Consider the following 23504-nt stretch of genomic DNA (forward strand, 5'->3'; position numbering starts at 1 on the left):
GGGTAGGGTGATGTTCCTGAATTGACTGCAACGGAATGCATCATGAACACGTTTACTCACGATCAGGTTTCCTCCCGGCACTTTGCTGCACCTCCACGAATGCGCGACGAACTGAAAGCGGTCGTGGAAACCGCGCTGCCAAAAAATCCTTCCCGGTATGCTGAACAGCTAATCAAGGAAAAGTGGGGCGAGAGCATTGATCCCCAGACAGCCTTGCTGGTTACTCTCGATTACGACTACAGGGGCCGTCCTGCGCAGAACGGCACTGAGCAAGGGCGGGTGGCGAGCTCGCGAACGCTGGTACAAACTCTGCTCCGCAATTACCAGACCGTCGGAGACGGACGTTTCGGCGAAACCGCTTTCGGGTTGTATACCCCACCGGATGTCGGGCCGGCTGTTCGGATCGTCGAAAATGTCGATGCATCTGCCGAGCAGGGCAGCGGCAATCACAAGACCTAGGAAGGCATTTATCGCACCACGGTTCCGCAATCCTATGGGCCGCAGACACAGATCAGTCTCAGGCCTGCCGACTTCAAGGGATGGGTGTGGGAGCTGTTTTTCAAGGAGCTGTATCAAGCCTATATCGATAAGGCATGGCCATCTGACGAGGCGATCTCAGGTGTCAGGCCGTATGCCTTGAGAACATCGACCAAAGCCGCTTTTGTCATGACGGCCTGGCTGCAATTTCAAGAAAACTGCCTGTCTCAAAAAGGTCTGGAACTGGCCATGCAAGCGGCGGGATTGCCGCATGACCAAACATGGGACCAGCTTGCAATTGCACAACTGCAAGCGCCGACTCGCCTGTCCTCAGGCATCGACGCACGCAGGCTGATCCTCTATCGATACACCGCAACGGATATCTGGAGCTACCGCGACCGAACCAGTGGCAGAGTGCTTTTGTATGTCCCTGGTAATTCCTCGCCCCTCCATGAATTTGCCGATAACAGCCAATTGCGCCGATGGATTGTCGAGCAGGGCAGGAGTTCCGACACAAAACAGGCGCTGGCCTCACACTTTGCCGATGAAGATCGCCGCGACGGTACGTTTCACGCCGGCGTGCTCACCGCGCTGGATGGCATGGCGATTTATCCGGATCAACATCGGTTGACCAAAGAGGCCGGCTTGTTCAACAACGACGGGTATTGGGATCCTGCCGACTACATCGGATTCGAGCTCCCCCCTTCAGGCACCGATCCCTTTGCACAACTTGTTCTGACCATGAAGCAGGCTGCCCAGGCCAGTGTCGAAACCATCCGCGATGATGCCGAGGTCAACCGCGACAATTTGAGCGCCGTGATCGAACCGATCGTCCAATGGGTGAACCAGTTTGGTCCCTTGGCGTTGTTTGTGCCGGGAGGCGAGGGGTTGCTGGCGCTGGCCGGGCTTATCGATGCCGGCTATGGCCTGGATCAGGCCGTCAACGGTGAAACGGCCAGCCAGCGTTCGCAGGGCGTTACCCGAACGGTGTTCGGCTTGCTCAACGCGCTGCCGTTGGCTGCGGGCGTCGCTTCGATCAGCGACGAAGGCGCCGCGTTGACTAAGGTAGTGCACGCCGACGGCGGCGAATCGTCGGCACATTCCGGCACGGGCGTTTCCGAAGTAGCCGAGAAGGAAGCGTCACTACTGCCGTTGCCGACGCGAGTTGACCTTTTGCACGGCGTCGGTGCGCCGGCTGGTACCTTCAGTGACGAGGTGCTGGCACAGATTGGCAAAGTCAGCGCAGTCGATGATGACATGCTGCGACTGATGCAGGCAGGGCGAGCGCCGACCCCGATGCTGGCCGACACCGTTGACCGCTTCAGGATCGATCAGGAGGTCGCCGGTCTGGGCGATTCATCGACAAAACCCGAAGCGTTGTTCAACGTTCGTTACCAGGCGCTGCAAAAATCCGAGCACGCATGGGTTCAATTGTTTCAACGCCAGTACCCAGGTCTGCCCAAGGCCGCCGTTGAACAAATGCTCGACCGTTATGGCGTTGACTTCAAGGTACCGCCGGACGCGGCCGAAGCAAGACGACTGTTCAGGCAGCTGGACAGCAAGGCTCGGCAGTACCAGCAACACGTACGCCTCAATCGTGCTTATGAAGGTCTTTACCTTCGCTCGATCGTCAACCCCGAGGCGGACACCCTGGCCTTTCACTCACTTGAAAATCTGCCTGGCTGGCCCAAAGGCCTGCGAGTCGAAATCCGCGACGGTTCGATTGGCGGTCGGGTTCTGGATCGCAGCGGTCCGATCGATACGCCTGATGGCCGCGTCGTGATCAAGTCGGGCGCGCATTACCTGTCCAATGACGATTCCGCGACAAATTTTTATGAGGCGATCGTCGGTGTGCTGTCCAGGGACGAGCGTTCGGCAATGGGGCTGGTGTCCAGGGATACGGCTACCGAGTTGAAGCTCAAAATCAGCGACCGGCCGTTGTCCCGTTCAGAGCTGGCTCTCGGTCTGGGCAGGATGAACTCGGGATTGCCCTTCAAGGCCCAAGGGTTAAGAGGGGGCGGTTTTCCGGATACTCTTGAAGATGAGGCCTTTACGCACGACGTGAAGAGGTTGCGCCTCAGGGAGATCTATCCCGAACTTTCCAACGAACACGCCGACGTGATGTTGCAACAACTGGGGAGCGGACTTGAGGCTCATATCGAGCGATCAAAACAGTTGCTGCAGCAACTGCACACGGACCTGGACACCTGGATCGATCAAGTGGGATTAGACATCGACGATATGGACGTCCCCTTTCTGGAGATGGGAGACCTAACGACAGAGGGACTTACCTTTGCACAACTCGCGCTACGTAACGTCGAAATACTCCAGGAGACCATGGCGTATGAACGCGACACCAGAGGAGAGTTGGCTAATGAACTGATGGACATCTGGCAAAAACGGGCTCCACAGCACGAAAGCCATTACTCGGGGGATCATGCACAAGGTTTCACCATGAACATGAGCCACGAAGACTACCATCGATTGCCGACGCTGAATGTCCGGTTCAATGACGTGGTGGGGCTGAATCTCGGTAATTTCCATTTATTCGAACGGGAGACTCTGAATGGCTTTCTGGATTGTTTCCCAAACCTGCGTTCCTTGAACCTGCAAGATACAGACCTGCGATTACCCAACCTGAACGGGGAACTGGAAAGTGTATTGCCGCCAACAATCCCTCAGTTACAGCATCTCACTTCGTTGAATCTGCGCTCCACCCGACTGACGTTACGGGAGGATACGGCAGGGCAATTAAGTCAGCTGGTTAATCTGCAATCACTGGATTTGAGCGAAAACCCGTTGGGCGTCCCGCCTGTGGTGCTGGGAATGAACCAGTTGCAATCGTTAAAACTGAACAATACGGGTATCACGACATGCCCGGTCGGAATCATGGATCAGCCATACCTGACGTCCCTTGATTTGCGTGATAACCAGATTCGTCGTGTCCCGCAGGCCGTGCTGAATCAGGCCATCGCCCGGGACCGGGTGCTGTTGTGGAACAACCCCTTGACCGACGAGGACACCTTGCAACGACTGGTCACGCATCGGGAACAAACGGGTATCAACGTATGGCTGAACAGTCCGGGCGTGAGCTACTCGGATCCGGCGGTGTGGTTGCGCGACATTGCAGCCGATCAGCAAGAAGCCCGGCTGCAGATCTGGCACCGATTGGCGCTCAAACCTTCCGGTATGCGGTTCATGGGGACGATCAATGCATTAAGTCTTACTCCTGATTTCCTGGTCGGTTATCTGGACCTTCAGGCACGGGTCTGGCAACTCTTGAACGCGGCCGATGCCTCGGGTCAGTTGTGGGAGCAATTGATGCAGATTGTTCCCCGGGCAGTGGTGTCGGCTGACAACCCGTTCGTTGTTTTCATAGCAATGGAAGACCGTGCGAGGCTGCACGCCGACTGGTTGGCGATGGGGCAACCATTCCCGGTCGGGGCGAATCAACCCTGAAAAGCAAAAAAGCCTTGGCCCGATTGGGGCCAAGGCTTCTCGTTTTTTGCGCGGCGACTTTAGCGGCGACGGAACAGCGGCAGCGGTTCGTCGGTGGCGGCCTGATAGGTCACCGAGAAGTCCTTGAGACCTTCCAGGGCTTCGTACGGGTCTTTATCAGCCCGAATCGCAAATGCATCGAAACCGCAGCGATGCAGGTAAAACAGCTGGTCGCGCAGTACATCGCCAATCGCCCGCAGTTCGCCTTTGAAACCGTAACGGTCACGCAGCAGACGGGCGTTGGAGTAGTTGCGACCGTCGGTAAAGGCCGGGAAGTTCAAGGCGATCACCTTGAACTGATCGACGTCGTCACCGATTTCTTCCGCTTCTTCGTCGGCATCCAGCCACACACCCAGACCGCCGTCGCGGGCCTTGAGCATACGACTGTGTTCGCGCCACAGCTGCAACGGAACGATCAGGTCGTCGCAATTGCTGATCTCGTCGATGTTGAAATCCTTGGGCAGCAAGTGCCAGGTTTCGTCGACGACTTCGTTGTTCTTAATGATTCGCTGCATAGACGCGTTCCTTGAAGAGGTCGATGCCAATACGCTGATAGGTGTCGATGAAGCGCTCGTCTTCGGTACGTTGTTCGATGTACACGTCGATCAGCTTCTCGATCACGTCTGGCATGGATTCCTGGGCAAAGGACGGGCCGAGGATCTTGCCCAGGCTCGCATCGCGACTGGCGCTGCCGCCGAGGGACACCTGGTAGAACTCTTCGCCTTTCTTGTCCACCCCGAGGATGCCGATGTGGCCGACGTGGTGGTGACCGCAGGCGTTCATGCAACCGGAGATGTTCAGGTCCAGCTCGCCGATGTCGAACAGGTAATCCAGATCGTCGAAACGGCGCTGGATCGATTCGGCGATCGGGATCGATTTGGCGTTGGCCAGCGAGCAGAAATCGCCGCCGGGGCAGCAGATGATGTCGGTCAGCAAACCGACGTTCGGCGTGGCGAAACCTTGTTCGCGCAATTCGCCCCACATGTCGAACAAACGACTTTGCTCGACGTCGGCCAGAATGATGTTCTGTTCGTGGGAGGTGCGCAGTTGACCGAAGCTGTAACGATCGGCCAGGTCGGCCACGGCATCAAGCTGCTTGTCGGTGATGTCGCCCGGCGCGACGCCGGTCGGCTTGAGCGACAGGGTCACGGCGACATAACCCGGCTTTTTATGGGCCAGGGTATTGCGGGTGCGCCAGCGAGCGAAACCGGGGTGCTGCTTGTCGAGTTCGGCCAGTTCGGCAGTCTGGTTGTCCAGGGCCTTGTAGTCCGGGTCGACGAAATGCTTGGCAACGCGATGCACTTCGGCTTCGGTCAACGTGGTCTGGCCACCGCGAAGGTGTTCCATTTCCGCATCGACTTTTTGCGCGAAGACTTCAGGCGTCAGGGCCTTGACCAGAATCTTGATGCGCGCCTTGTACTTGTTGTCACGACGGCCGTAGCGGTTGTAAACACGCAGGATGGCGTCGAGGTAACTCAACAGGTCCTGCCAAGGCAGGAATTCATTGATGAACGCGCCGACCACCGGAGTACGGCCCAGACCGCCGCCGACCAGCACGCGGAAACCGAGTTCGCCCGCGGCGTTGTGCACCGGCTCAAGGCCGATGTCATGGACTTCGATGGCGGCACGGTCAGACGTCGAACCGTTGATCGCGATCTTGAACTTGCGCGGCAGGTAAGCGAATTCCGGGTGGAATGTCGTCCATTGGCGAACGATCTCGCACCATGGGCGCGGGTCGATCACCTCGTCGGCAGCGACACCGGCGAACTGATCGGTGGTGACGTTGCGCAGGCAGTTGCCGCTGGTCTGGATCGCATGCATCTGCACGGTGGCCAGTTCAGCCAGGATGTCCGGGATGTCTTCCAGCGCCGGCCAGTTGAACTGCACGTTCTGGCGGGTACTGATGTGGGCGTAGCCTTTGTCGTAGTCGCGGGCAATTCTCGCCATCATTCGTGCCTGACGCGAGGTCAGCTGGCCATAAGGCACCGCCACCCGCAACATCGGCGCGAAGCGCTGGATATAAAGCCCGTTTTGCAGGCGCAGAGGGCGGAATTCTTCTTCGCTCAGCTCGCCTGCCAGATAGCGTCGGGTCTGATCACGGAACTGCTTGACGCGGTCCTCGATGATCCGCTGATCGTACTCGTCGTATACGTACATATAAGTCCTGTTCTCAGGCTTGGGCCGGTCGGATCCAGTTGCGTTTTTCGCCTGGAAAGTCTCCGATACTGCCTCGGCAATTCTGCGCGCACGGCCGCGCACTCCCTACGGAGCCGGGGAAAGATACCAGTTTGGAGTTATGCGCAAAAGTGATGTTTGAGTATATGTAAAGAACCAAAACGACTAACGAGAAACGTTATTGAAAAACCCGTATTTGTCGTGCGGGCAATCCTCGTCTTTACTGTGGTCGAGTCTTTATGCAATCACCGATAAAACCGACAAGAGGCGATGCAATGAGCAACCCTACCAAAGCTTCAAAGCCTGACAGTACGGTCGATGCCTGGGCCATTCTGTTTCTGATCATTCTGGTCGTGGGCACCGCGGTATTCTGGGTCAGTCATCAATAACCGACCCCGTCCGGGCCCGGTTCCGACAATTGGTCGGACATAACCCGCGATAAGCTTCGTTTGCCGGTGTTCGTTGGCTATGCTCGGCGGACTTGCGGGGGCTCGGACGATCAATGATGAAGTTGTCGCGGCCAACGACCTACCGCTATCCGTTCAGCCTGCAGGCCCTGACGCGCTAAACCCCCGCCAGCATGACCACCAGTTGCACGATGCCGTAGAGTGTCAGTGCAAACACTGCCGTGAACAGAATCCCCAGCATCACGAAATGGCTGGGCTTGCCGTGAGCAAAATCCCGGGCCCGATTCTTCCCGCTCTGCACCCCGAACGCCGCCGCCATGACACTGTGCAGCATCTGCCAGAAAGTGGGCGGCTTGTTGTTGACTGGATCCTCCATAAACCCCTCGTCACCAATATGTGAAAAGTAAGCATAGACAATTCAGGGCATGCACAAAGCAAATGTGGGAGCGGGCTTGCTCGCGAATGCGGTGTATCAGGCGACATTATTGTTAACTGACACGGCCTCTTCGCGAGCAAGCCCGCTCCCACAGGGGATCTCTGTTGGTCACAGTATTGTGGCCAGGAGACTAGGTTAGTTGTCGTAACCCAGGTTAGGCGCCAACCACCGCTCGGTCACACTCAACTCCTGACCTTTGCGCGAGGTGTAGCTTTGCACCTGATCCTTGTCGACCTTGCCCACGGCAAAGTACTGCGCCTGCGGGTGAGCGAAGTACCAGCCGCTGACTGCCGCCGCCGGGAACATTGCATAGTGCTCGGTGAGGAACACGCCGCTACGGCCTGCTTTCATTTCGCTCGCTTCAGGGTCGAGCAATGCAAACAGCGTCGACTTCTCGGTGTGATCGGGGCACGCGGGGTAGCCCGGGGCAGGGCGGATGCCGGTGTACTGCTCTTTTATCAGCGCCTCGTTGTCCAGCGTCTCGTCTTTGGCGTAACCCCAGTAATCCTTGCGGACCTGTTGGTGCAGCCACTCGGCGCAGGCCTCGGCCAGGCGATCAGCCAGGGCTTTGACCATGATCGAGTTGTAGTCGTCGCCGGCATCCTGATAGGCCTTGGCCACTTCTTCGGCGCCGATGCCGGCAGTGGTAATGAAGCCACCCACGTAGTCGGTCACTTCGCTGTCCTTCGGTGCCACGAAGTCGGCCAGGGAGAAATTCGGCTTGCCGTCGGTCTTGATGATTTGCTGACGCAGGTGATGCAGTTTGGCCAATGGCTTGCCGTCATCGCCGTAGACTTCGATGTCGTCGTCACGCACCTGATTGGCTGGCCAGAAACCGAACACCGCACGGGCGCTGATCAGTTTCTCGTCGATCAGTTTGGCGAGCATTTCCTGCGCGTCGGCGTACAGCGCAGTGGCAGCTTCACCGACCACTTCGTCTTCGAGGATGCGCGGGAACTTGCCGGCCAGGTCCCAGGAGATGAAGAACGGCGTCCAGTCGATGTATTCGGCGAGGACTTTCAGGTCGATGTTGTCCAGCACTTTGGAACCGGTGAAGGTCGGTTTGACCGGCGCATAGGCGCTCCAGTCGAACTGCGGCTTCTTGGCGATGGCCGCCGGGTAGCTCAGGCGTTCGGTGCGGGCGCTGCGGTTGGCAGTACGTTCGCGAACGTCGATGTATTCCAGACGGGTCTTCTCGACGAACGCCGGCTTCAGTTCCTTGGACAGCAACTGCGTCGCCACGCCCACGGCACGGGAAGCATCGGTGACATAGATCACCGCGTCGTTGCTGTACTTCGGCTCGATCTTCACCGCCGTGTGCGCCTTGGAGGTGGTTGCACCACCGATCATCAGCGGCAAGTGGAAGTCCTGACGCTGCATCTCGCGGGCGACGTGAACCATTTCATCCAGCGAAGGCGTGATCAGACCGGACAAACCAATGATGTCGCACTTCTGCTCCTTGGCCACCTGCAGGATCTTCTCGGCCGGCACCATCACGCCGAGGTCAACGATGTCGTAGCCGTTACAGCCCAGCACCACGCCGACGATGTTCTTGCCGATGTCGTGCACGTCGCCTTTCACCGTCGCCATCAGTATCTTGCCCTTGGCTTGCGGCTTGTCGCCTTTTTCCAGCTCGATGAACGGAATCAAGTGCGCCACGGCCTGCTTCATCACGCGGGCGGATTTCACCACTTGTGGCAGGAACATTTTGCCGGCGCCGAACAGGTCACCGACGATGTTCATGCCGGACATCAGCGGGCCTTCGATCACTTCGATCGGGCGGGCGAACGACTGGCGCGACTCTTCGGTGTCTTCGACGATGTGGGTGGTGATGCCCTTGACCAGTGCGTGCTCCAGACGCTTGTTGACGTCCCAGCCGCGCCACTCTTCGGTCTCGGCTTCCTTGACGCTGCCGTCGCCCTTGTATTTGTCGGCGATGGCGAGGAGGGCGTCGGTGCCGTGCGGGGTGCGGTTGAGCACCACGTCTTCGACCGCGTCGCGCAGCTCGGCCGGGATCTGGTCGTAGATTTCCAGTTGACCGGCGTTGACGATACCCATGCTCAGGCCGTTGCGGATGGCATACAGCAGGAACACCGAGTGAATCGCCTCACGCACCGGGTTGTTGCCACGGAACGAGAACGACACGTTGGACACGCCGCCCGAGGTCAGCGCGTACGGCAGTTCGTCACGGATGTAGGCGCAGGCGTTGATGAAATCCACGGCGTAGTTGTTGTGTTCTTCGATACCGGTCGCGACGGCGAATATGTTCGGGTCGAAGATGATGTCTTCCGGCGGGAAGCCGACTTCGTTGACCAGAATGTCGTAGGAGCGTTTGCAGATTTCTTTCTTGCGCGCTTCGGTGTCGGCCTGGCCGGCTTCGTCGAACGCCATCACCACCACGGCCGCGCCGTAGCGCTTGCACAGTTTGGCGTGATGAATGAACTGTTCAACGCCTTCTTTCATGCTGATCGAGTTGACGATGCCTTTGCCCTGAATGCACTTCAGGCCGGCTTCGATCACTTCCCACTTCGAGGAGTCGATCATGATCGGCACGCGAGAGATGTCCGGTTCACCGGCAATCAGATTGAGGAAGGTCACCATGGCCTTCTTCGAATCGAGCATCCCTTCGTCCATGTTGATGTCGATCACCTGGGCGCCGGCCTCGACCTGCTGCAGGGCAACTTCCAGGGCTTCGGTGTAGTTGTCTTCGCGGATCAGACGGGCGAATTTGGCCGAGCCGGTGATGTTGGTACGCTCGCCGACGTTGACGAACAACGAGCTGCGATCAATGGTGAACGGCTCCAGACCCGAGAGGCGGCAGGCTTTCGGAATGTCCGGAATTTCACGCGGCGCATAACCCGCCACGGCATTTGCAATGGCTTCGATGTGGCCCGGCGTGGTGCCACAGCAGCCGCCGACGATGTTGAGGAAACCGCTTTGGGCGAATTCTTCGATGACCTTGGCGGTCTCCGACGGCAGCTCGTCGTACTCGCCGAATTCGTTAGGCAGGCCGGCGTTCGGGTGCGCGGAGACGTGAGTGCTGGCCTTGTTCGACAGCTCTTCCAGGTACGGGCGCAGTTCGCTGGCGCCGAGGGCGCAGTTCAGGCCGACCGAGATCGGTTTGGCGTGGGCGACGGAGTTCCAGAACGCTTCGGTGGTCTGGCCGGACAAAGTACGACCAGAGGCGTCGGTGATGGTGCCGGAAATCATGATCGGCAGTTCGATGCCCAGCTCTTCGAACACCCCTTGCACGGCGAAGATCGCGGCTTTGGCGTTAAGAGTGTCGAAGATGGTTTCGATCAGGATCAGGTCGGCGCCGCCTTCGATCAGGCCTTTGGTGGCCTCGGTGTAGTTCTCCACCAGTTCATCGAAGGTCACGTTGCGGTAGCCGGGGTTGTTGACGTCCGGCGACAGCGAGCAGGTGCGGCTGGTCGGGCCGAGCACGCCGGCGACGAAGCGAGGCTTGTCCGGGTTCTCGAGAGTTTTCGCGTCGGCGACCTTGCGCGCCAGGCGAGCGCCTTCTACGTTCAGTTCGTAGGCCAGTTCTTCCATGCCGTAATCGGCCATGGAAATCCGGGTAGCGTTGAAGGTGTTGGTTTCCAGAATGTCAGCGCCGGCATCCAGGTAGGCCTTTTCGATGCCACCGATCACGTCCGGGCGCGTCAGCACCAACAGATCGTTGTTGCCTTTGACATCGCTTGCCCAGTCGGCAAAGCGCTTGCCACGATAATCCTGCTCCTCGAGCTTGTAGCTCTGGATCATCGTGCCCATGCCGCCATCGAGAATCAGAATGCGCTCTTTGAGGGCGTGCTTGAGAGCTTGAAGGCGAACACTGCGATCGGACATTGGGACTACTCGAAAAGACCATGACGAAGGGCCGGGATCATAACAAACCTGTGCGCTTTTAGAGCATGTGCGGTTTTTGCATGAATATCGCTCATGTTGCGAGGGGGGATGGCCCGGTAGAATCGCCCGGCATTTTCCAGGATCAGGAACGCAGACATGGCGTATCGCGTCATCACCAGCATATTTATGCTGTTTTTAAGCTGGGGTGCCGTTGCGCAAGGTCTGGCCATTTCCTACAGCCGCGACATACAACCGATCTTCACCGAAAAGTGCGTCGCCTGCCACGCCTGCTATGACTCCGCGTGTCAATTGAACCTGGGCAGTGGTGAAGGGGCGGTCCGTGGCGCGACCAAGAATCCGGTCTACGACGGAGAGCGAAGTCAGGCGGCGGCCCCGGCCCGGTTGTTCTATGACGCTTTCGGCAAGCGCGCCTGGCAGCAAAAGGGCTTCTACTCGGTGCTCGACACACAGGGCAGCCAGGCCGCGTTGATGGCGCGGATGCTGGAACTGGGTCACAAAACACCTCTGACACCCAATGCCAAATTGCCGGAAGACATCGTCCTGGGCTTGAATCGTGAGAACAGGTGCGCGATGCCGGCCGAGTTCGACGGTTACGCCGGCACTCATCCGAAGGAAGGCATGCCGCTGGCGGTCACCGGCCTGACCGATCAGCAGTACCAGACGTTGCAACGCTGGCTGGCCTCGGGTGCGCCGATCGATAAGCAAGGTCTGGTTCCCTCTGCGAAGGAAGCCTTGCAAGTGGTGCAATGGGAAAACCTGCTCAACTCGCCGGGCGCCCGGCAGAGTCTGGTGGGGCGCTGGTTGTTCGAGCATTGGTTCCTCGCCCACATTTACTTTAAGGATGGCGAGCCGGGGCATTTCTTTCAGTGGGTGCGTTCGCGCACGCCGACGGGGCAACCGATTGACCTGATCAACACCCGCCGCCCGAACGATGACCCGGGAACCCAGGTGTATTACCGTTTGTGGCCGGTGCAGGGCGTGATCGTGCAGAAGACCCACATCACCTACCCGCTCAGCGCGGCGAAGATGGCACGGATCAAAAGCCTGTTCTACAACGGCAGCTGGCAAGTCAACGCCTTGCCGGGTTACGGTCCGGAGCGCCGGGCCAACCCGTTCAGCACCTTCGAGGCGATCCCGGCGCAGGCGCGGTATCAGTTCATGCTCGATAACGCCGAATACTTCGTGCGCACCTTTATTCGTGGGCCGGTCTGCCGCGGTCAGATCGCGACCGACGTGATCCGCGATCATTTCTGGGCGCTGTTCCAGGCACCGGAACACGACCTCTACATCACTGACCCCAATTATCGCGGCCAGGCCACGCCGTTGCTGGCCATGCCCGGGCAGAACGATGACGTTGGCAGTGTCCTGAGCCTGTGGCATGACTACCGCGACAAGCGCAACGAATACGAGGCGCTGCGCCGCGACTACTACGCTGATTCACCGGCGCCGAGCTGGTCGACCTTGTGGGCTGGAAACGACAATGCGTTGCTGAGCATTTTCCGGCATTTCGACAGCGCCTCAGTGAACAAGGGTCTGATCGGCGATGTGCCACAAACGCTGTGGCTGTTCGATTTCCCGCTGCTGGAACGCACGTATTATCAGCTGGCAGTCAATTTCGATGTGTTCGGCAACGTTTCCCATCAAGCGCAAACGCGCCTGTACTTCGACCTGATCCGCAATGGCGCCGAGCAGAACTTCCTGCGTCTGATGCCCGCCGATTCGCGGGACGGCTACCTCGACGACTGGTACCAGCGCGGCGGCAAATTCAAGATGTGGCTGGACTATGAAGCCATCGACAACGACAAACCCACCGCGCTGAAGCTCGATGAGAAAGACCCGAAACGCGACTTTGCAATGCAACTGCTGAGCCGTTACGGCGAGCTCAATGCCAGGCCCGATCCGATCAACCGTTGTGACGGGGCGTATTGCTCACGGCCGAACATTGATCCGGCGTTGCAGAGTGCCGAGCAGGCCCTGAGCCGCCTGACGTCGCGTCCTGCCGCCGGACTGAAAGTCATCGATCAGTTGCCGGAAGCAACAATGCTGCGTATCGAAACGGCGAGTGGCGAGCGCGAGGTTTACAGCCTGTTGCGCAACCGCGCGCACAGCAACGTGGCGTTCCTGTTGGGCGAGTCGCTGCGTTACCAACCGGGGCTCGACACGCTCACCCTTTTCCCTGGCGTACTCAGCAGCTATCCGAACTTCATGTTCAACATTCCCGCCGATCAGGTGCCAGCGTTCGTAGAGGCGATGGAAAATACCCGGGACGCCAACCGATTCGAAAAAATCGTCGAGCGCTGGGGAATTCGCCGTAGCCATCCGCAGTTCTGGTTCTACTTCCATGACCTGAGCCAGTACGTCCAGGAAACCGACCCGGTGGAAGAGGGCGTGCTGGACATGAACCGCTACGAGAATCTTTGATCGACTTTTTTGTGGTGTGCCGGTGTCGGCACTTTAAGGCACCGCTGAATTAATGTGAGAGCGGGCTTGCTCGCGAAGGCGGTGTGTCAGACAAAACAATGTCGACTGACACTCCGCCTTCGCGAGCAAGCCCGCTCCCACAGGGAATTTGCGGGGATTTGTGGAGTGCGATCGAGAGGGCTGTCAATGTTGACGCATTTGGCCGTGGCGAGCTGGCGCTTTCCTGACATAAATACTAGGACTTTGTGTGGCGCGATGATTGGCGTAAACTGCGCGCAAGCCTGCGAGGAGTTTCCATGACCGCTATTACCATCACCGACGCCGCCCACGATTACCTGGCTGATCTGCTCTCCAAGCAGAACACCCCGGGCATCGGTATCCGCGTCTTTATCACCCAACCTGGCACCCAGTACGCCGAAACCTGCATTGCCTACTGCAAGCCGGGCGAAGAAAAACCAGAAGACACCGCGCTGGGGCTGAAAAGCTTCACGGCGTATATCGACTCGTTCAGCGAAGCTTTCCTGGACGACGCGGTTGTCGACTACGCGACCGACCGCATGGGCGGCCAGTTGACCATCAAGGCGCCAAACGCCAAAGTCCCAATGGTCAACGCTGACAGCCCGGTCAATGAACGCATCAACTATTACCTGCAGACCGAGATCAACCCGGGGCTTGCCAGCCACGGCGGTCAGGTCAGCCTGATCGATGTGGTCGACGACGGTATCGCCGTGTTGAAGTTCGGCGGCGGTTGCCAGGGCTGCGGCCAGGCGGACGTCACCCTGCGTGAAGGCATCGAGCGCACCTTGCTCGAGCGCATTCCCGAACTGAAGGGTGTGCGTGACGTGACCGACCACACGCAGAAAGAAAACGCCTACTACTAAGGTGTTCGCTGCGACATGAAAAAACGGCACCCGTGAGTGCCGTTTTTTTATGTGTAAAAATCACTGGCCCCATCGCGAGCAAGCTCGCTCCCACAATGATCTTTGTTGTAGGCAGCATGTGTTTGCGCTGAAAATCCAATGTGGGAGCGAGCTTGCTCGCGATGGGGCCCTAAGGTCTGTAAAGATGTGCATGCCCGGCACGGTACAGCGATGACTCACTAAAGTGATCACTGCCCAACACCCGACCCACCAAAATCAACGCCGTACGCCGAAACCCCTTCGCCTCAACCTTCCCGGCAATATCCGCCAGCGTCCCCACCACCCAATCCTGATCCGGCCAGGTTGCCCGGTGAATCACCGCAATCGGACAGTCCGCGCCGTAATGCGGCAGCAACTCAACCAGGATTTTTTCCAGATGATTGACCCCAAGGTGAATCGCCATGGTCGCGCCATGCTGCGCCAGGCTCCCCAGCTCCTCACCGGCGGGCATTGCAGTCTTGTCGGCGTAGCGCGTCAGAATCACGCTCTGTGACACGTCCGGCAAAGTCAGCTCAGCGCCCAAAAGTGCCGCACAGGCTGCCGTGGCGGTGACACCGGGGATGATTTCAAATGGAATGTCGAGTTCACGCAGATAACGAATCTGCTCGCCAATCGCCCCGTACAGACTCGGATCGCCGGAATGCACCCGCGCCACATCCTGCCCATTGGTATGGGCGGTCTTGATCAGTTCGATGATCTCTTTCAGGTGCAGTTCGGCGCTGTTGACCACCTGTTCGGCGCGGTGGCCTTCCAGCACGGCGGCGGGTACCAGGGAGCCGGCGTAGATGATCACCGGGCAGCTACGGATCAACCGTTGGCCTTTGACGGTGATCAGTTCCGGGTCGCCGGGACCTGCGCCAATGAAGTAGACGGTCATCGTCGTTTCCTGTCAGAAAAGGGGCTGGGCAACGCCTCAGATGAAGATTGCTCATAATCGAAGGCGCGGATTATCGAGGGTTTTACGCAGCGTAGGCCAATGCCAGAGTGGCCTGGGCGTATTTTTGTCGCGAGATCAGCAGTTTTGCCGGTGACTGAGCCAATTGTTCAGCGAGGGCAAGGGCGGCGCTTTCCGCTACGCCGTAGCAGCCGGTGCGTTCAAAAGCGATGTCCGAGCGGTGGCTGAGTCGCGGTTGATAACCGGCCAGTTGCTCACTGCTGAAGTACATCAGGGGCAGTTCGAGTTGTGCGGCGAGCTCGATCAGACCAGGTTCTTCGCGCTTCAGGTCGATGCTGGCCAAGGCCTTGATCTGGTGAAGCCCGATTTGATGCGCCTGTAACGCCTGATCGAGTAACGCCCGCAGCGTGCTGACAGGGCAGCCGCGCTGGCAGCCCAGGCCGACCACCAAAGTCGGCGCTGTGCCAGTATCCGTCATGCGGGGTATTGGCCATCGCTTTTGCGTCGGAACAACCAGGCGCTGATCAGGCCCAGGGCCAGCCAGAACGCCACATTGGTCAGCTGCGAAGCGATTTTGAACTGGGCTTCCAGGGCTTGCGGCGCGAGCATCGAGTGCACTTCCGGTTGCGGCGCGCCGATGACGTGAGGAACGGCGAGAATCGCCACGCCCAGGATCTTCATCAACCAGTGACGGCTGAACACGATCAGCGCGATGCCGGCAGCGGTGGACGCTGCAGTGCCGATCCACCAGATTTGCCGTTGTGCCAGATCCGCCGCGGCAGTGCCGGGCAGTTCAGGCGGCAGGCCGAGGGTCGGAGCCAGCACGAACGTTGCGTAACCGGCCAAGCCCCAAAGCAGACCCTGCGAGGTTTTGGTCGGCGCTCGCAAGGTGTAGAGGCCAGCGAGCATCAGGGCGAAACCCACTGCAACCACCAGGTTACCGCCGGTCGTCGACAGCACGCGCTGCCAGCCGTCTTCCGGTTCCCAGGCTTCGGAATCGTGGGTGTGAGCGGCGGTGCCGGCGGCGTGTTCATGAACTTCAACAGCAGCCGGCCCGGATTTCTCGTAGGTCTCGGCCTGCAGAATCAGCGGAGAGACCCAGAAGCTTTGCAGCAGGGTCAGCAGCAGGGCGGCCAGCAACCCGGTGAACCCTGCGGTTTGCGCAATACGCTTGATCATGTGGCAGGTCTCAATGGCACGGGAAAGCGGAGCTGTGACGGGTATCGTGCGCGGCGTTGTGCACGGCTTCGATGTGCGAGAAACCGGCGAAATACACGAGGCACGCGCCAAGGATCGATGCGCAGGCGGCAGCGGTCAGGCGTTGAGTCAAGGTCGTGGTGGTGGTGCTGGCTGATGTGTGGCCGGTGCTGCTGATGATCGACATGGCGCTTCCCTCTGGTCTGTCAGCGGGTGATATAGAGCGCATGGAAGGCCCCTGCGAATCGGGCACGCAGAAGTTCAAACAGCGCCCGCCCACCGCGGGTTTGTTATTCAGTGAACGCAATCGTCACTGTGTGTTGCGGGCCGGTCTCCGGGCTCGCGAGGGGCTTTGGCATTAACCGAAACCTGCAAGCATCACCTTCCCATGCCGAACTGCTGACACAGTGGATCTGACGCTTCGCTCGCTTACCGTTGCGGGGGCAGCACCGGACTGACATGGCTTTGAGTAAAGCACATGATTCACCGGTTTCCCGTTTCACCCTGTGAAGGGCACCCGTAACAAGCTGAGTAGGAGAGCATGGGCGAGGGTTGGGCGTCAATTGGCAGGAGTTCTCAACTCGAAACCGAGACTGGTACCTGTGGCGAGGGAGCTTGCTCCCGCTGGGTTGCGAAGCGACCCCCAACATTGCTTCAGGCATAACTCGCAAGCAAGTTTTACGACGGCTTCGCCGCCGAGCGGGAGCAAGCTCCCTCGCCACAAGGGATCGCGAGTGCCTCACGAACATTGACCCGCCCCAATACGATGCGTAGCCTTGCGCTTTCGAGGTTCTTCGGCGTTTGCCGAAGCTAAGAAGGGAACGCGGTCGATGCCGCGGCTGCCCCCGCAACTGTGAACGGTGATGTTCGCTGCCACGCCACTGCAAACCCTGTGCAAAGGTTCGCGGGAAGGCGCAGCGAATGCCAGGTTAGCGCCTGGCAAGCCGTCAGCCAGGAGACCTGCCTCGACACAGATTTCTCACTACAACCGGGCGGGGTGATCCGGTGGCGAACTCTTCCGCGCGCGCATCCGTCGCAGCGATTGTCGTCCCGTATGCCCGCCACCTTGCCAAAGGGCATCCGATGAAAACACTGGCCAAACTCCCCGTTACCATCGTTACCGGCTTCCTCGGCTCGGGCAAAACCACCTTGCTGCGGCACATGCTCGACAATGCCCAAGGCCGCCGCATCGCGGTGATCGTCAACGAGTTCGGCGAGTTGGGCATCGATGGCGAAATCCTCAAGCAGTGCTCCATCGGTTGCACCGAAGAAGAAGCCAGCGGCCGCGTCTACGAACTGGCCAACGGCTGCCTGTGCTGCACGGTTCAGGAAGAATTCTTCCCGGTGATGCGCGAACTGGTTGCCCGTCGCGGTGACCTCGATCACATCCTCATCGAAACCTCGGGCCTGGCCTTGCCCAAGCCTCTGGTTCAAGCCTTCCAGTGGCCTGAAATCCGCAGCGCCTGCACCGTTGATGCGGTGATCACCGTGGTTGACAGCCCGGCCGTTGCCGCCGGCACTTTCGCCGCCTTCCCGGATCAAGTGGACGCCCAGCGCAAACTTGACCCGAACCTGGACCACGAATCGCCGCTGCATGAACTGTTCGCCGACCAACTGGCCAGCGCCGACCTGGTGATCCTCAACAAAGCCGACCTGATCAGCCCGGAAGACCTGGCCCGCGTACGCCGGGAAGTCGCCGAAGAACTGCCGCCAGCGGTAAAAGTCATCGAAGCCAGCAGCGGTCGTCTGCCACTGGACGTGTTGATCGGCCTCGGCGCCGGTTCCGAAGAACACATCGACAGCCGCCACAGCCATCACGATCACCACCATGAAGGCGAAGATGATCATGATCATGATGCCTTCGATTCCATCTCCATCGAACTGCCACAAGCCGACGAAAGCCTGCTGCTGGACGCGCTGACCCAACTGGTGGTCAAGCACGGCATCCTGCGCGTCAAAGGCTTCGCCGCGATTCCGAACAAACCGATGCGTCTGCTGATCCAAGGCGTGGGCACGCGTTTCGACAAGCATTTCGATCGTCAGTGGGGCGCCGATGAAGCGCGCACCACGCGTCTGGTATTGATCGGCCAGGCGCTGGACGCCGCGCAACTCGAAGCGCAATTGCGCGCCGCGCTCAGCGTCTAGCCATGCACCTGCTCAGGACCCAGCCCGGCGGTTTCGTGTCGGATGACAACATCGCCGACCTTGGACAAACCCCGGCCGAGCTGGTGATCCTGTGCAGCGGCGATTCCAGCCTGGCGCTGCTCGCCGAAGCGGCGCAGCAATTGCCCGACGATTACCCGAGCGTGCGCCTGGCCAACCCGATGCAGGTGCAGAACCACGCGTCGGTCGACCTGTATTTCGATGAAGTGCTGCGCCACGCCAAGGTGATTCTGATTTCGCTGCATGGCGGCATTGCCTATTGGCGCTACGGCATTGAGCGACTGGTCGAGCTTTCGCAGCGCGGCGTGCAGCTGATTCTGGTGCCCGGCGATGATCGCCCGGATCCGGAGCTCAGCGACCTGAGCACGGTGATGGCAGAAGACCGTGATCGGCTCTGGCATTACCTGCGCCAGGGCGGTATGGCCAACGCCCTCGACCTGTTTCGCTGCCTGGCCAATCGCTGGCTGGAGCGCGACTATGCGTGGGCCGAACCGCAAACACTGCCGCGTACCGCGATCTACCACCCGCAAAAAAGCCCCGCCGCATTGAGTGATTGGCAAGCCGACTGGCAGGCTGGTCAACCCGTGGCGGCGGTGCTGTTTTACCGCTCGCATTTGCAGGCGGCAAACACCGCGTTCATCGATGTTTTCTGCCAGCGTTTGCAAGCGGCGGGGTTGAACCCCTTGCCGATTGCCGTGGCCAGTTTGAAGGAGCCCGGCTGCCTGACGGTGGTCGAGGACCTGCTGGACGAAGTCGAAGCTGGGTTGATTCTCAACACCACCGGTTTCGCCCAGTCCAGCCCCGAAGCGCCACATTTGCGACCGTTTCGCCGCAACATCCCGGTGATCCAGGCCATCTGCGCCCAGGACAACGAACCCGGCTGGCGTGCCAGCGAGCAGGGCCTCGGTCCGCGGGATCTGGCGATGCACATTGCGTTGCCCGAACTGGACGGGCGGATCATCAGCCGCCCGATCAGCTTCAAGGACCTGGCGTGGCGCAGCGAACGCAGTCAGTCCGACGTCGTTTGCTACCGGCCTGCACCTGAACGCATGGATTTTGTCGCCGAACTGGCGCGGCGCTGGATCGATCTGGCGCGGTTGCCGAACAGCGAAAAACGCATCGCCCTGATCCTCGCCAACTACCCGACCCGCGACGGGCGCATCGGCAATGGCGTCGGCCTCGACACACCCGCCGCTGCGTTGAATATCCTCCGTGCGTTGCACGCAGAAGGTTATCCGCTGCCCGCCGAACTGCCGGGCAGCGGCACCGCATTGATCCAGCAATTGCTCGGCAGTGTCAGCAACGACCTCGATACGCTCGACCAGCGTCCGTGTCATCAAAGCCTGGCGCTGGACGACTACACCTTGATGTTCAACGCCTTGCCCGAGGCCAACCGCCAAGCCGTGCTGGAACGCTGGGGCACGCCGGAAAGTGACCCGATGTGCCGTGGCGGGCGGATGATGATCGCCGGGGTGCGTTTCGGCCTGACCTTTGTCGGTATTCAACCGGCGCGCGGTTATCAGGTTGACCCGAGCGCGGTCTATCACGATCCGGACCTGGTGCCTCCCCACGGCTATCTGGCGTTCTACTTCTGGTTGCGCAACACCTACGGCGCTCACGGCGTTATCCACGTCGGCAAACACGGCAACCTCGAATGGCTGCCGGGCAAGGGCGTCGGGCTATCGGAAAACTGCTGGCCGGACGCGCTGCTCGGGCCGCTGCCCAATATCTATCCGTTTATTGTCAACGACCCGGGCGAGGGCGCTCAGGCCAAGCGTCGCACGCAAGCGGTGATCATCGATCACCTGATGCCGCCGCTCACTCGCGCCGAAACCTACGGCCCGCTGCGTAATCTCGAGCTGTTGGCCGACGAATATTACGAAGCGCAATTTCTTGATCCGCGTCGCGCCCGGGAATTGCAGCGCGACATCCTGCAACTGGTACGCGACACGCACATCGACCGCGAACTGCAACTGGACGACAAGCTCGACAGCGATGCCGATGCGGCGATCTGGCTGCCGCGTCTGGACACTTATCTGTGCGATTTGAAAGAGTCGCAAATCCGTGATGGCCTGCATGTGTTCGGCGAGTCGCCGACTGGGCGTTTGCGTATCGATACCTTGTTGGCGCTGTTGCGGATACCCCGTGGCGACGGGCGAGGGGCGCAATCGAGTTTGTTGCGGGCGTTGGCGAAGGCGTTTGAATTGGGTTTCGATCCGCTGGATTGTGCGTTGGCCGATTTGTGGACAGGGCCGCGTCCATTGGAACTGCAAACCCTCAACGATGAAGTCTGGCGCACGGCCGGCGATACCCGCGAACGCCTGGAATTGTTCGCCGCTCAACTGATCGAGCAGGCACTAAACCAGCCTCATGCCATCCCCGGACCCTGTGGGAGCGAGCTTGCTCGCGAAGGCGGAGTGTCAGTCGACATTGATTTGCCTGACCCACCGCTATCGCGAGCAAGCTCGCTCCCACAGGAGTCGTGTTGGTCCGACGTCAGCGCCATCATTGAGAGCCTGCGCGAAGTGGTCGCTCCTCGGCTCGACGCCTGCGGTCCCGCCGAAATGCGCGGTCTGCTCGACGCCCTCAGCGGTCGTTTCGTGCCGGCCGGCCCTAGCGGCGCGCCAAGTCGCGGTCGTCTGGACGTGCTGCCGACCGGGCGCAATTTCTACTCGGTGGACGTGCGCAACCTGCCAACCACCACCGCCTGGCGCATCGGTTTCCAGTCGGCGAACCTGATCCTTGAGCGGCACTTGCAGGACCACGGCGATCATCTGCGTCAGCTCGGCCTGTCGGTCTGGGGTACCGCGACCATGCGCACCGGTGGCGATGACATCGCGCAAGCCATGGCACTGATGGGCGTGCGCCCGGTCTGGGCGACGGGCAGTCAGCGCGTCGATGATTTTGAAATTCTGCCGCTGAGTTTGCTCGACCGCCCGCGGGTCGACGTGACCTTGCGCGTGTCCGGTTTCTTCCGTGATGCGTTTGCCAATCTGATCCGTCTGTTCGACGCCGCCGTGCAAGCGGTCGCCGCGCTGGATGAGCCCGACGATCTCAACCCTTTGGCGGCCAAGGTCCGCGCCGAGCGTGAAGCGTTACTGCAATCGGGCCTCGATGAAGAGGTGGCAAAACGTCAGGCGGGTTGGCGCATCTTCGGCGCCAAACCCGGCGCGTACGGCGCGGGTGTGCAGGGCGCTATCGATGGTCGTCTGTGGCAAAGTCGCGAGGACCTGGCCAAGGTTTACCTGAACTGGGGCGGCTACGCTTACGGCGGTACGGACGAAGGCACCGCCGCCCGCGAACAGTTCGCCCAACGCCTGAGCCAGGTTCAGGCCGTGCTGCAAAACCAGGACAACCGTGAGCATGACTTGCTCGATTCCAACGACTACTACCAGTTCCAGGGAGGCATGCTCGCCGCCGTGGAAAGTCTGAGCGGCGCAGCAGCGGCCAGTTACCATGGCGATCACAGCCAACCGGACTTGCCGAGAATCCGTACCTTGAAGGAAGAGCTGAACCGGGTGATCCGCTCCCGGGCGGCGAATCCAAAGTGGATCGACGGCGTGAAGCGCCACGGCTACAAAGGTGCGTTTGAACTGGCGGCCACGGTCGATAACCTGTTCGCCTTCGACGCGACGACGCAACTGATCGACGACCACCAGTACGCGTTGCTGGCGGATGCCTACCTTCTGGATCCGGCGACCCGCGAGTTTGTTCGCGAACATAATCCGCATGCCTTGCGCGACATGACCGAACGCATGCTGGAAGCGCAGCAGCGCGGGATGTGGAAGGAACCGGGCGAGTACCGCGAGGCCCTGGAGAATTTGTTATTGGACATAGAAGAAGACGGCTGACAGCCTTCACCTGTGGGAGCGGGCTTGCTCGCGAAAGCGGTGGATCATTCAATATTGATGTCGGCTGACCCACCGCATTCGCGAGCAAGCCCGCTCCCACAGGGATTGAGGTGCCTGTGATACCACCGACCATGACCGAGTATTTAAGATGACCGACACCCCGCATTTCCCGCTCTCCGCCGTGGTCGGCGCCGATGACTTGAAGCTGGCCTTGTACCTCACCGCCATCGACCCGAAAATCGGCGGCGTGCTGATCGAGGGCCCGCGCGGCATGGCCAAATCCACTTTGGCCCGCGGCCTCGCGGATTTGCTCGCCAGCGGTCAATTCGTCACCTTGCCGCTCGGTGCCACGGAAGAACGTCTGGTTGGCACACTCGACCTCGACGCGGCCCTGAGCGAAGGTCGCGCGCAATTTTCTCCCGGCGTGTTGGCCAAGGCTGACGGCGGCGTGCTGTACGTCGATGAAGTCAATCTGCTGCCCGATCACCTCGTGGACCTGCTACTCGACGTGGCCGCCAGCGGCACCAACCTGATCGAGCGAGACGGCATTTCCCATCGGCATTCGGCGAAATTCGTGCTGATCGGCACGATGAACCCGGAAGAGGGTGAACTGCGGCCACAACTGCTCGACCGCTTTGGATTGAACGTCGCGCTCAGTGGCCATACCGCACCGACGCAACGTGGTCAGATCATCCGTCGGCGTCTGGATTTCGACAGTGATCCGCAAAGGTTCTGCGCCGAGTGGGAGCGCCAGCAGCAATCCTTGCGCGAACGTTGTGAGAAAGCGCGCAGCGCACTGGCGAGCATTCCCCTCGACGATGAAGCGCTGGCGCAGATTACCGAGCGCTGTTTTGCCGCGGGCGTCGATGGCCTGCGCGCCGATCTGGTCTGGTTGCGCGCAGCCCGTGCCCATGCGGCGTGGCGGGGTGCGAGCGCCATTGCCGAGGACGACATCGACGCGGTCGCTGAATTCGCCTTGCGCCACCGTCGTCGCGAACAGTCTCCGCCGGCGCCGCAGCAGTCCCGGCAACCCGCACCCCAACATTCCAGCCCGAGCGAAGGCCAGGGCCAGTGGGGCGAAATGCCCGCCCAGGCGCTGCCGGTCGGTGCCCGGCGTGAAGTGCCGAGCTGGCCAAAAAAGCCCTAGGCATTCGCCCTCGATCTGATGCGGGGGCGAATGCCAGACCCCGCGCCGGA

The 23504-nt window shown here is 60.1% G+C and carries 13 protein-coding genes, 2 pseudogenes and 2 riboswitches; of the genes and pseudogenes, 7 read left to right on the forward strand and 8 right to left on the reverse strand.

Translation table 11 applies throughout. The features are described from left to right. Positions 1-42: 42 nt before the first annotated feature. Positions 43-3936 (forward strand): annotated as a pseudogene (locus tag ACYZT9_RS12965) (dermonecrotic toxin domain-containing protein). A 59-nt stretch (positions 3937-3995) separates the two neighbouring features. Here the strand turns inward: ACYZT9_RS12965 and ACYZT9_RS12970 are convergent. From ACYZT9_RS12970 to metH, 4 genes are all read right to left on the reverse strand, one after another. Beyond that, positions 3996-4490: a DUF934 domain-containing protein gene (locus tag ACYZT9_RS12970; RefSeq protein ID WP_462010127.1), complete on the reverse strand. Its 495-nt coding sequence runs from the start codon at positions 4488-4490 to the stop codon at positions 3996-3998. Continuing rightward, positions 4474-6132: a nitrite/sulfite reductase gene (locus ACYZT9_RS12975; protein ID WP_462010128.1), complete on the reverse strand. Its 1659-nt coding sequence runs from the start codon at positions 6130-6132 to the stop codon at positions 4474-4476. Before ACYZT9_RS12975 ends, ACYZT9_RS12970 begins: the two co-directional genes overlap by 17 nt. A gap of 582 nt (positions 6133-6714) precedes the next feature. Then, a complete protein-coding gene (locus ACYZT9_RS12980) occupies positions 6715-6933 on the reverse strand; it encodes a DUF2970 domain-containing protein (RefSeq protein WP_462010129.1) in 219 nt (72 codons plus the stop codon). A gap of 195 nt (positions 6934-7128) precedes the next feature. Beyond that, entirely contained in the window at positions 7129-10839 is a 3711-nt protein-coding gene (gene metH / locus ACYZT9_RS12985) for a methionine synthase (protein WP_462010130.1), read from the reverse strand. A 156-nt stretch (positions 10840-10995) separates the two neighbouring features. On the opposite strand from metH, the gene ACYZT9_RS12990 reads away from it, so the two are divergent. Both ACYZT9_RS12990 and nfuA read left to right on the forward strand, forming a co-directional pair. After that, the gene (locus tag ACYZT9_RS12990; protein ID WP_462010131.1) at positions 10996-13281 is read left to right on the forward strand and encodes a fatty acid cis/trans isomerase; all 2286 of its coding nucleotides are present in this window, start codon (positions 10996-10998) and stop codon (positions 13279-13281) included. 296 nt (positions 13282-13577) lie between these two features. Next, positions 13578-14162, forward strand: coding sequence for a Fe-S biogenesis protein NfuA (nfuA, locus tag ACYZT9_RS12995; RefSeq protein WP_028621370.1), 585 nt, complete (start codon positions 13578-13580; stop codon positions 14160-14162). A gap of 169 nt (positions 14163-14331) precedes the next feature. Here the strand turns inward: nfuA and cobM are convergent, their stop codons facing one another. From cobM to ACYZT9_RS13015, 4 genes are all read right to left on the reverse strand, one after another. Next, on the reverse strand, positions 14332-15078 hold the full coding sequence (cobM, locus tag ACYZT9_RS13000) for a precorrin-4 C(11)-methyltransferase (protein WP_462010132.1): 747 nt from the start codon (positions 15076-15078) through the stop codon (positions 14332-14334). An 82-nt stretch (positions 15079-15160) separates the two neighbouring features. Next, the gene (locus tag ACYZT9_RS13005) at positions 15161-15574 is read right to left on the reverse strand and encodes a cobalamin biosynthesis protein (RefSeq protein WP_462010133.1); all 414 of its coding nucleotides are present in this window, start codon (positions 15572-15574) and stop codon (positions 15161-15163) included. Further along, positions 15571-16275 (reverse strand): CbtA family protein, encoded by a 705-nt coding sequence (locus ACYZT9_RS13010; protein ID WP_462010134.1) that lies wholly within the window; start codon positions 16273-16275, stop codon positions 15571-15573. The genes ACYZT9_RS13005 and ACYZT9_RS13010 overlap by 4 nt, the downstream gene beginning before the upstream one ends. A 10-nt stretch (positions 16276-16285) precedes the next feature. Next, positions 16286-16480 carry a CbtB domain-containing protein gene (locus ACYZT9_RS13015; protein ID WP_462010135.1) on the reverse strand — a complete coding sequence of 65 codons (195 nt, stop codon included), beginning with the start codon at positions 16478-16480 and terminating at the stop codon, positions 16286-16288. A 121-nt stretch (positions 16481-16601) separates the two neighbouring features. Then, positions 16602-16829, reverse strand: a riboswitch (cobalamin riboswitch). Between the two features lie 234 nt (positions 16830-17063). Beyond that, positions 17064-17275, forward strand: a riboswitch (cobalamin riboswitch). 101 nt (positions 17276-17376) lie between these two features. Between ACYZT9_RS13015 and cobW the strand changes: the two genes are divergently transcribed. The 4 genes and pseudogenes from cobW (at position 17377) to ACYZT9_RS13035 (ending at position 23454) form a co-directional block, all read left to right on the forward strand. Continuing rightward, a complete protein-coding gene (gene cobW / locus ACYZT9_RS13020) occupies positions 17377-18438 on the forward strand; it encodes a cobalamin biosynthesis protein CobW (protein ID WP_462010136.1) in 1062 nt (353 codons plus the stop codon). A 2-nt stretch (positions 18439-18440) separates the two neighbouring features. Continuing rightward, entirely contained in the window at positions 18441-22307 is a 3867-nt protein-coding gene (cobN, locus tag ACYZT9_RS13025) for a cobaltochelatase subunit CobN (RefSeq protein WP_462010137.1), read from the forward strand. A gap of 12 nt (positions 22308-22319) precedes the next feature. Next, positions 22320-22409 (forward strand): annotated as a pseudogene (locus ACYZT9_RS13030) (metal ABC transporter ATP-binding protein); the annotation flags it as partial. A 46-nt stretch (positions 22410-22455) separates the two neighbouring features. Further along, a complete protein-coding gene (locus ACYZT9_RS13035; protein WP_462010138.1) occupies positions 22456-23454 on the forward strand; it encodes an ATP-binding protein in 999 nt (332 codons plus the stop codon). Positions 23455-23504 lie beyond the last annotated feature (50 nt).

It is taken from the genome of Pseudomonas sp. ZT5P21 (genome assembly GCF_054897785.1).

What these genes read in the sequence shown, in the direction of transcription:
- ACYZT9_RS12980 (WP_462010129.1), bottom strand. Translation starts at nt 6,933, where the DNA reads ATGGAGGATCCAGTCAACAACAAGCCGCCCACTTTCTGGCAGATGCTG.
- ACYZT9_RS13005 (WP_462010133.1), bottom strand. Translation starts at nt 15,574, where the DNA reads ATGACGGATACTGGCACAGCGCCGACTTTGGTGGTCGGCCTGGGCTGC.
- nfuA (WP_028621370.1), top strand. Translation starts at nt 13,578, where the DNA reads ATGACCGCTATTACCATCACCGACGCCGCCCACGATTACCTGGCTGAT.
- cobN (WP_462010137.1), top strand. Translation starts at nt 18,441, where the DNA reads ATGCACCTGCTCAGGACCCAGCCCGGCGGTTTCGTGTCGGATGACAAC.
- ACYZT9_RS13035 (WP_462010138.1), top strand. Translation starts at nt 22,456, where the DNA reads ATGACCGACACCCCGCATTTCCCGCTCTCCGCCGTGGTCGGCGCCGAT.
- metH (WP_462010130.1), bottom strand. Translation starts at nt 10,839, where the DNA reads ATGTCCGATCGCAGTGTTCGCCTTCAAGCTCTCAAGCACGCCCTCAAA.
- cobW (WP_462010136.1), top strand. Translation starts at nt 17,377, where the DNA reads ATGAAAACACTGGCCAAACTCCCCGTTACCATCGTTACCGGCTTCCTC.
- cobM (WP_462010132.1), bottom strand. Translation starts at nt 15,078, where the DNA reads ATGACCGTCTACTTCATTGGCGCAGGTCCCGGCGACCCGGAACTGATC.
- ACYZT9_RS12970 (WP_462010127.1), bottom strand. Translation starts at nt 4,490, where the DNA reads ATGCAGCGAATCATTAAGAACAACGAAGTCGTCGACGAAACCTGGCAC.
- ACYZT9_RS12990 (WP_462010131.1), top strand. Translation starts at nt 10,996, where the DNA reads ATGGCGTATCGCGTCATCACCAGCATATTTATGCTGTTTTTAAGCTGG.
- ACYZT9_RS13015 (WP_462010135.1), bottom strand. Translation starts at nt 16,480, where the DNA reads ATGTCGATCATCAGCAGCACCGGCCACACATCAGCCAGCACCACCACC.
- ACYZT9_RS12975 (WP_462010128.1), bottom strand. Translation starts at nt 6,132, where the DNA reads ATGTACGTATACGACGAGTACGATCAGCGGATCATCGAGGACCGCGTC.
- ACYZT9_RS13010 (WP_462010134.1), bottom strand. Translation starts at nt 16,275, where the DNA reads ATGATCAAGCGTATTGCGCAAACCGCAGGGTTCACCGGGTTGCTGGCC.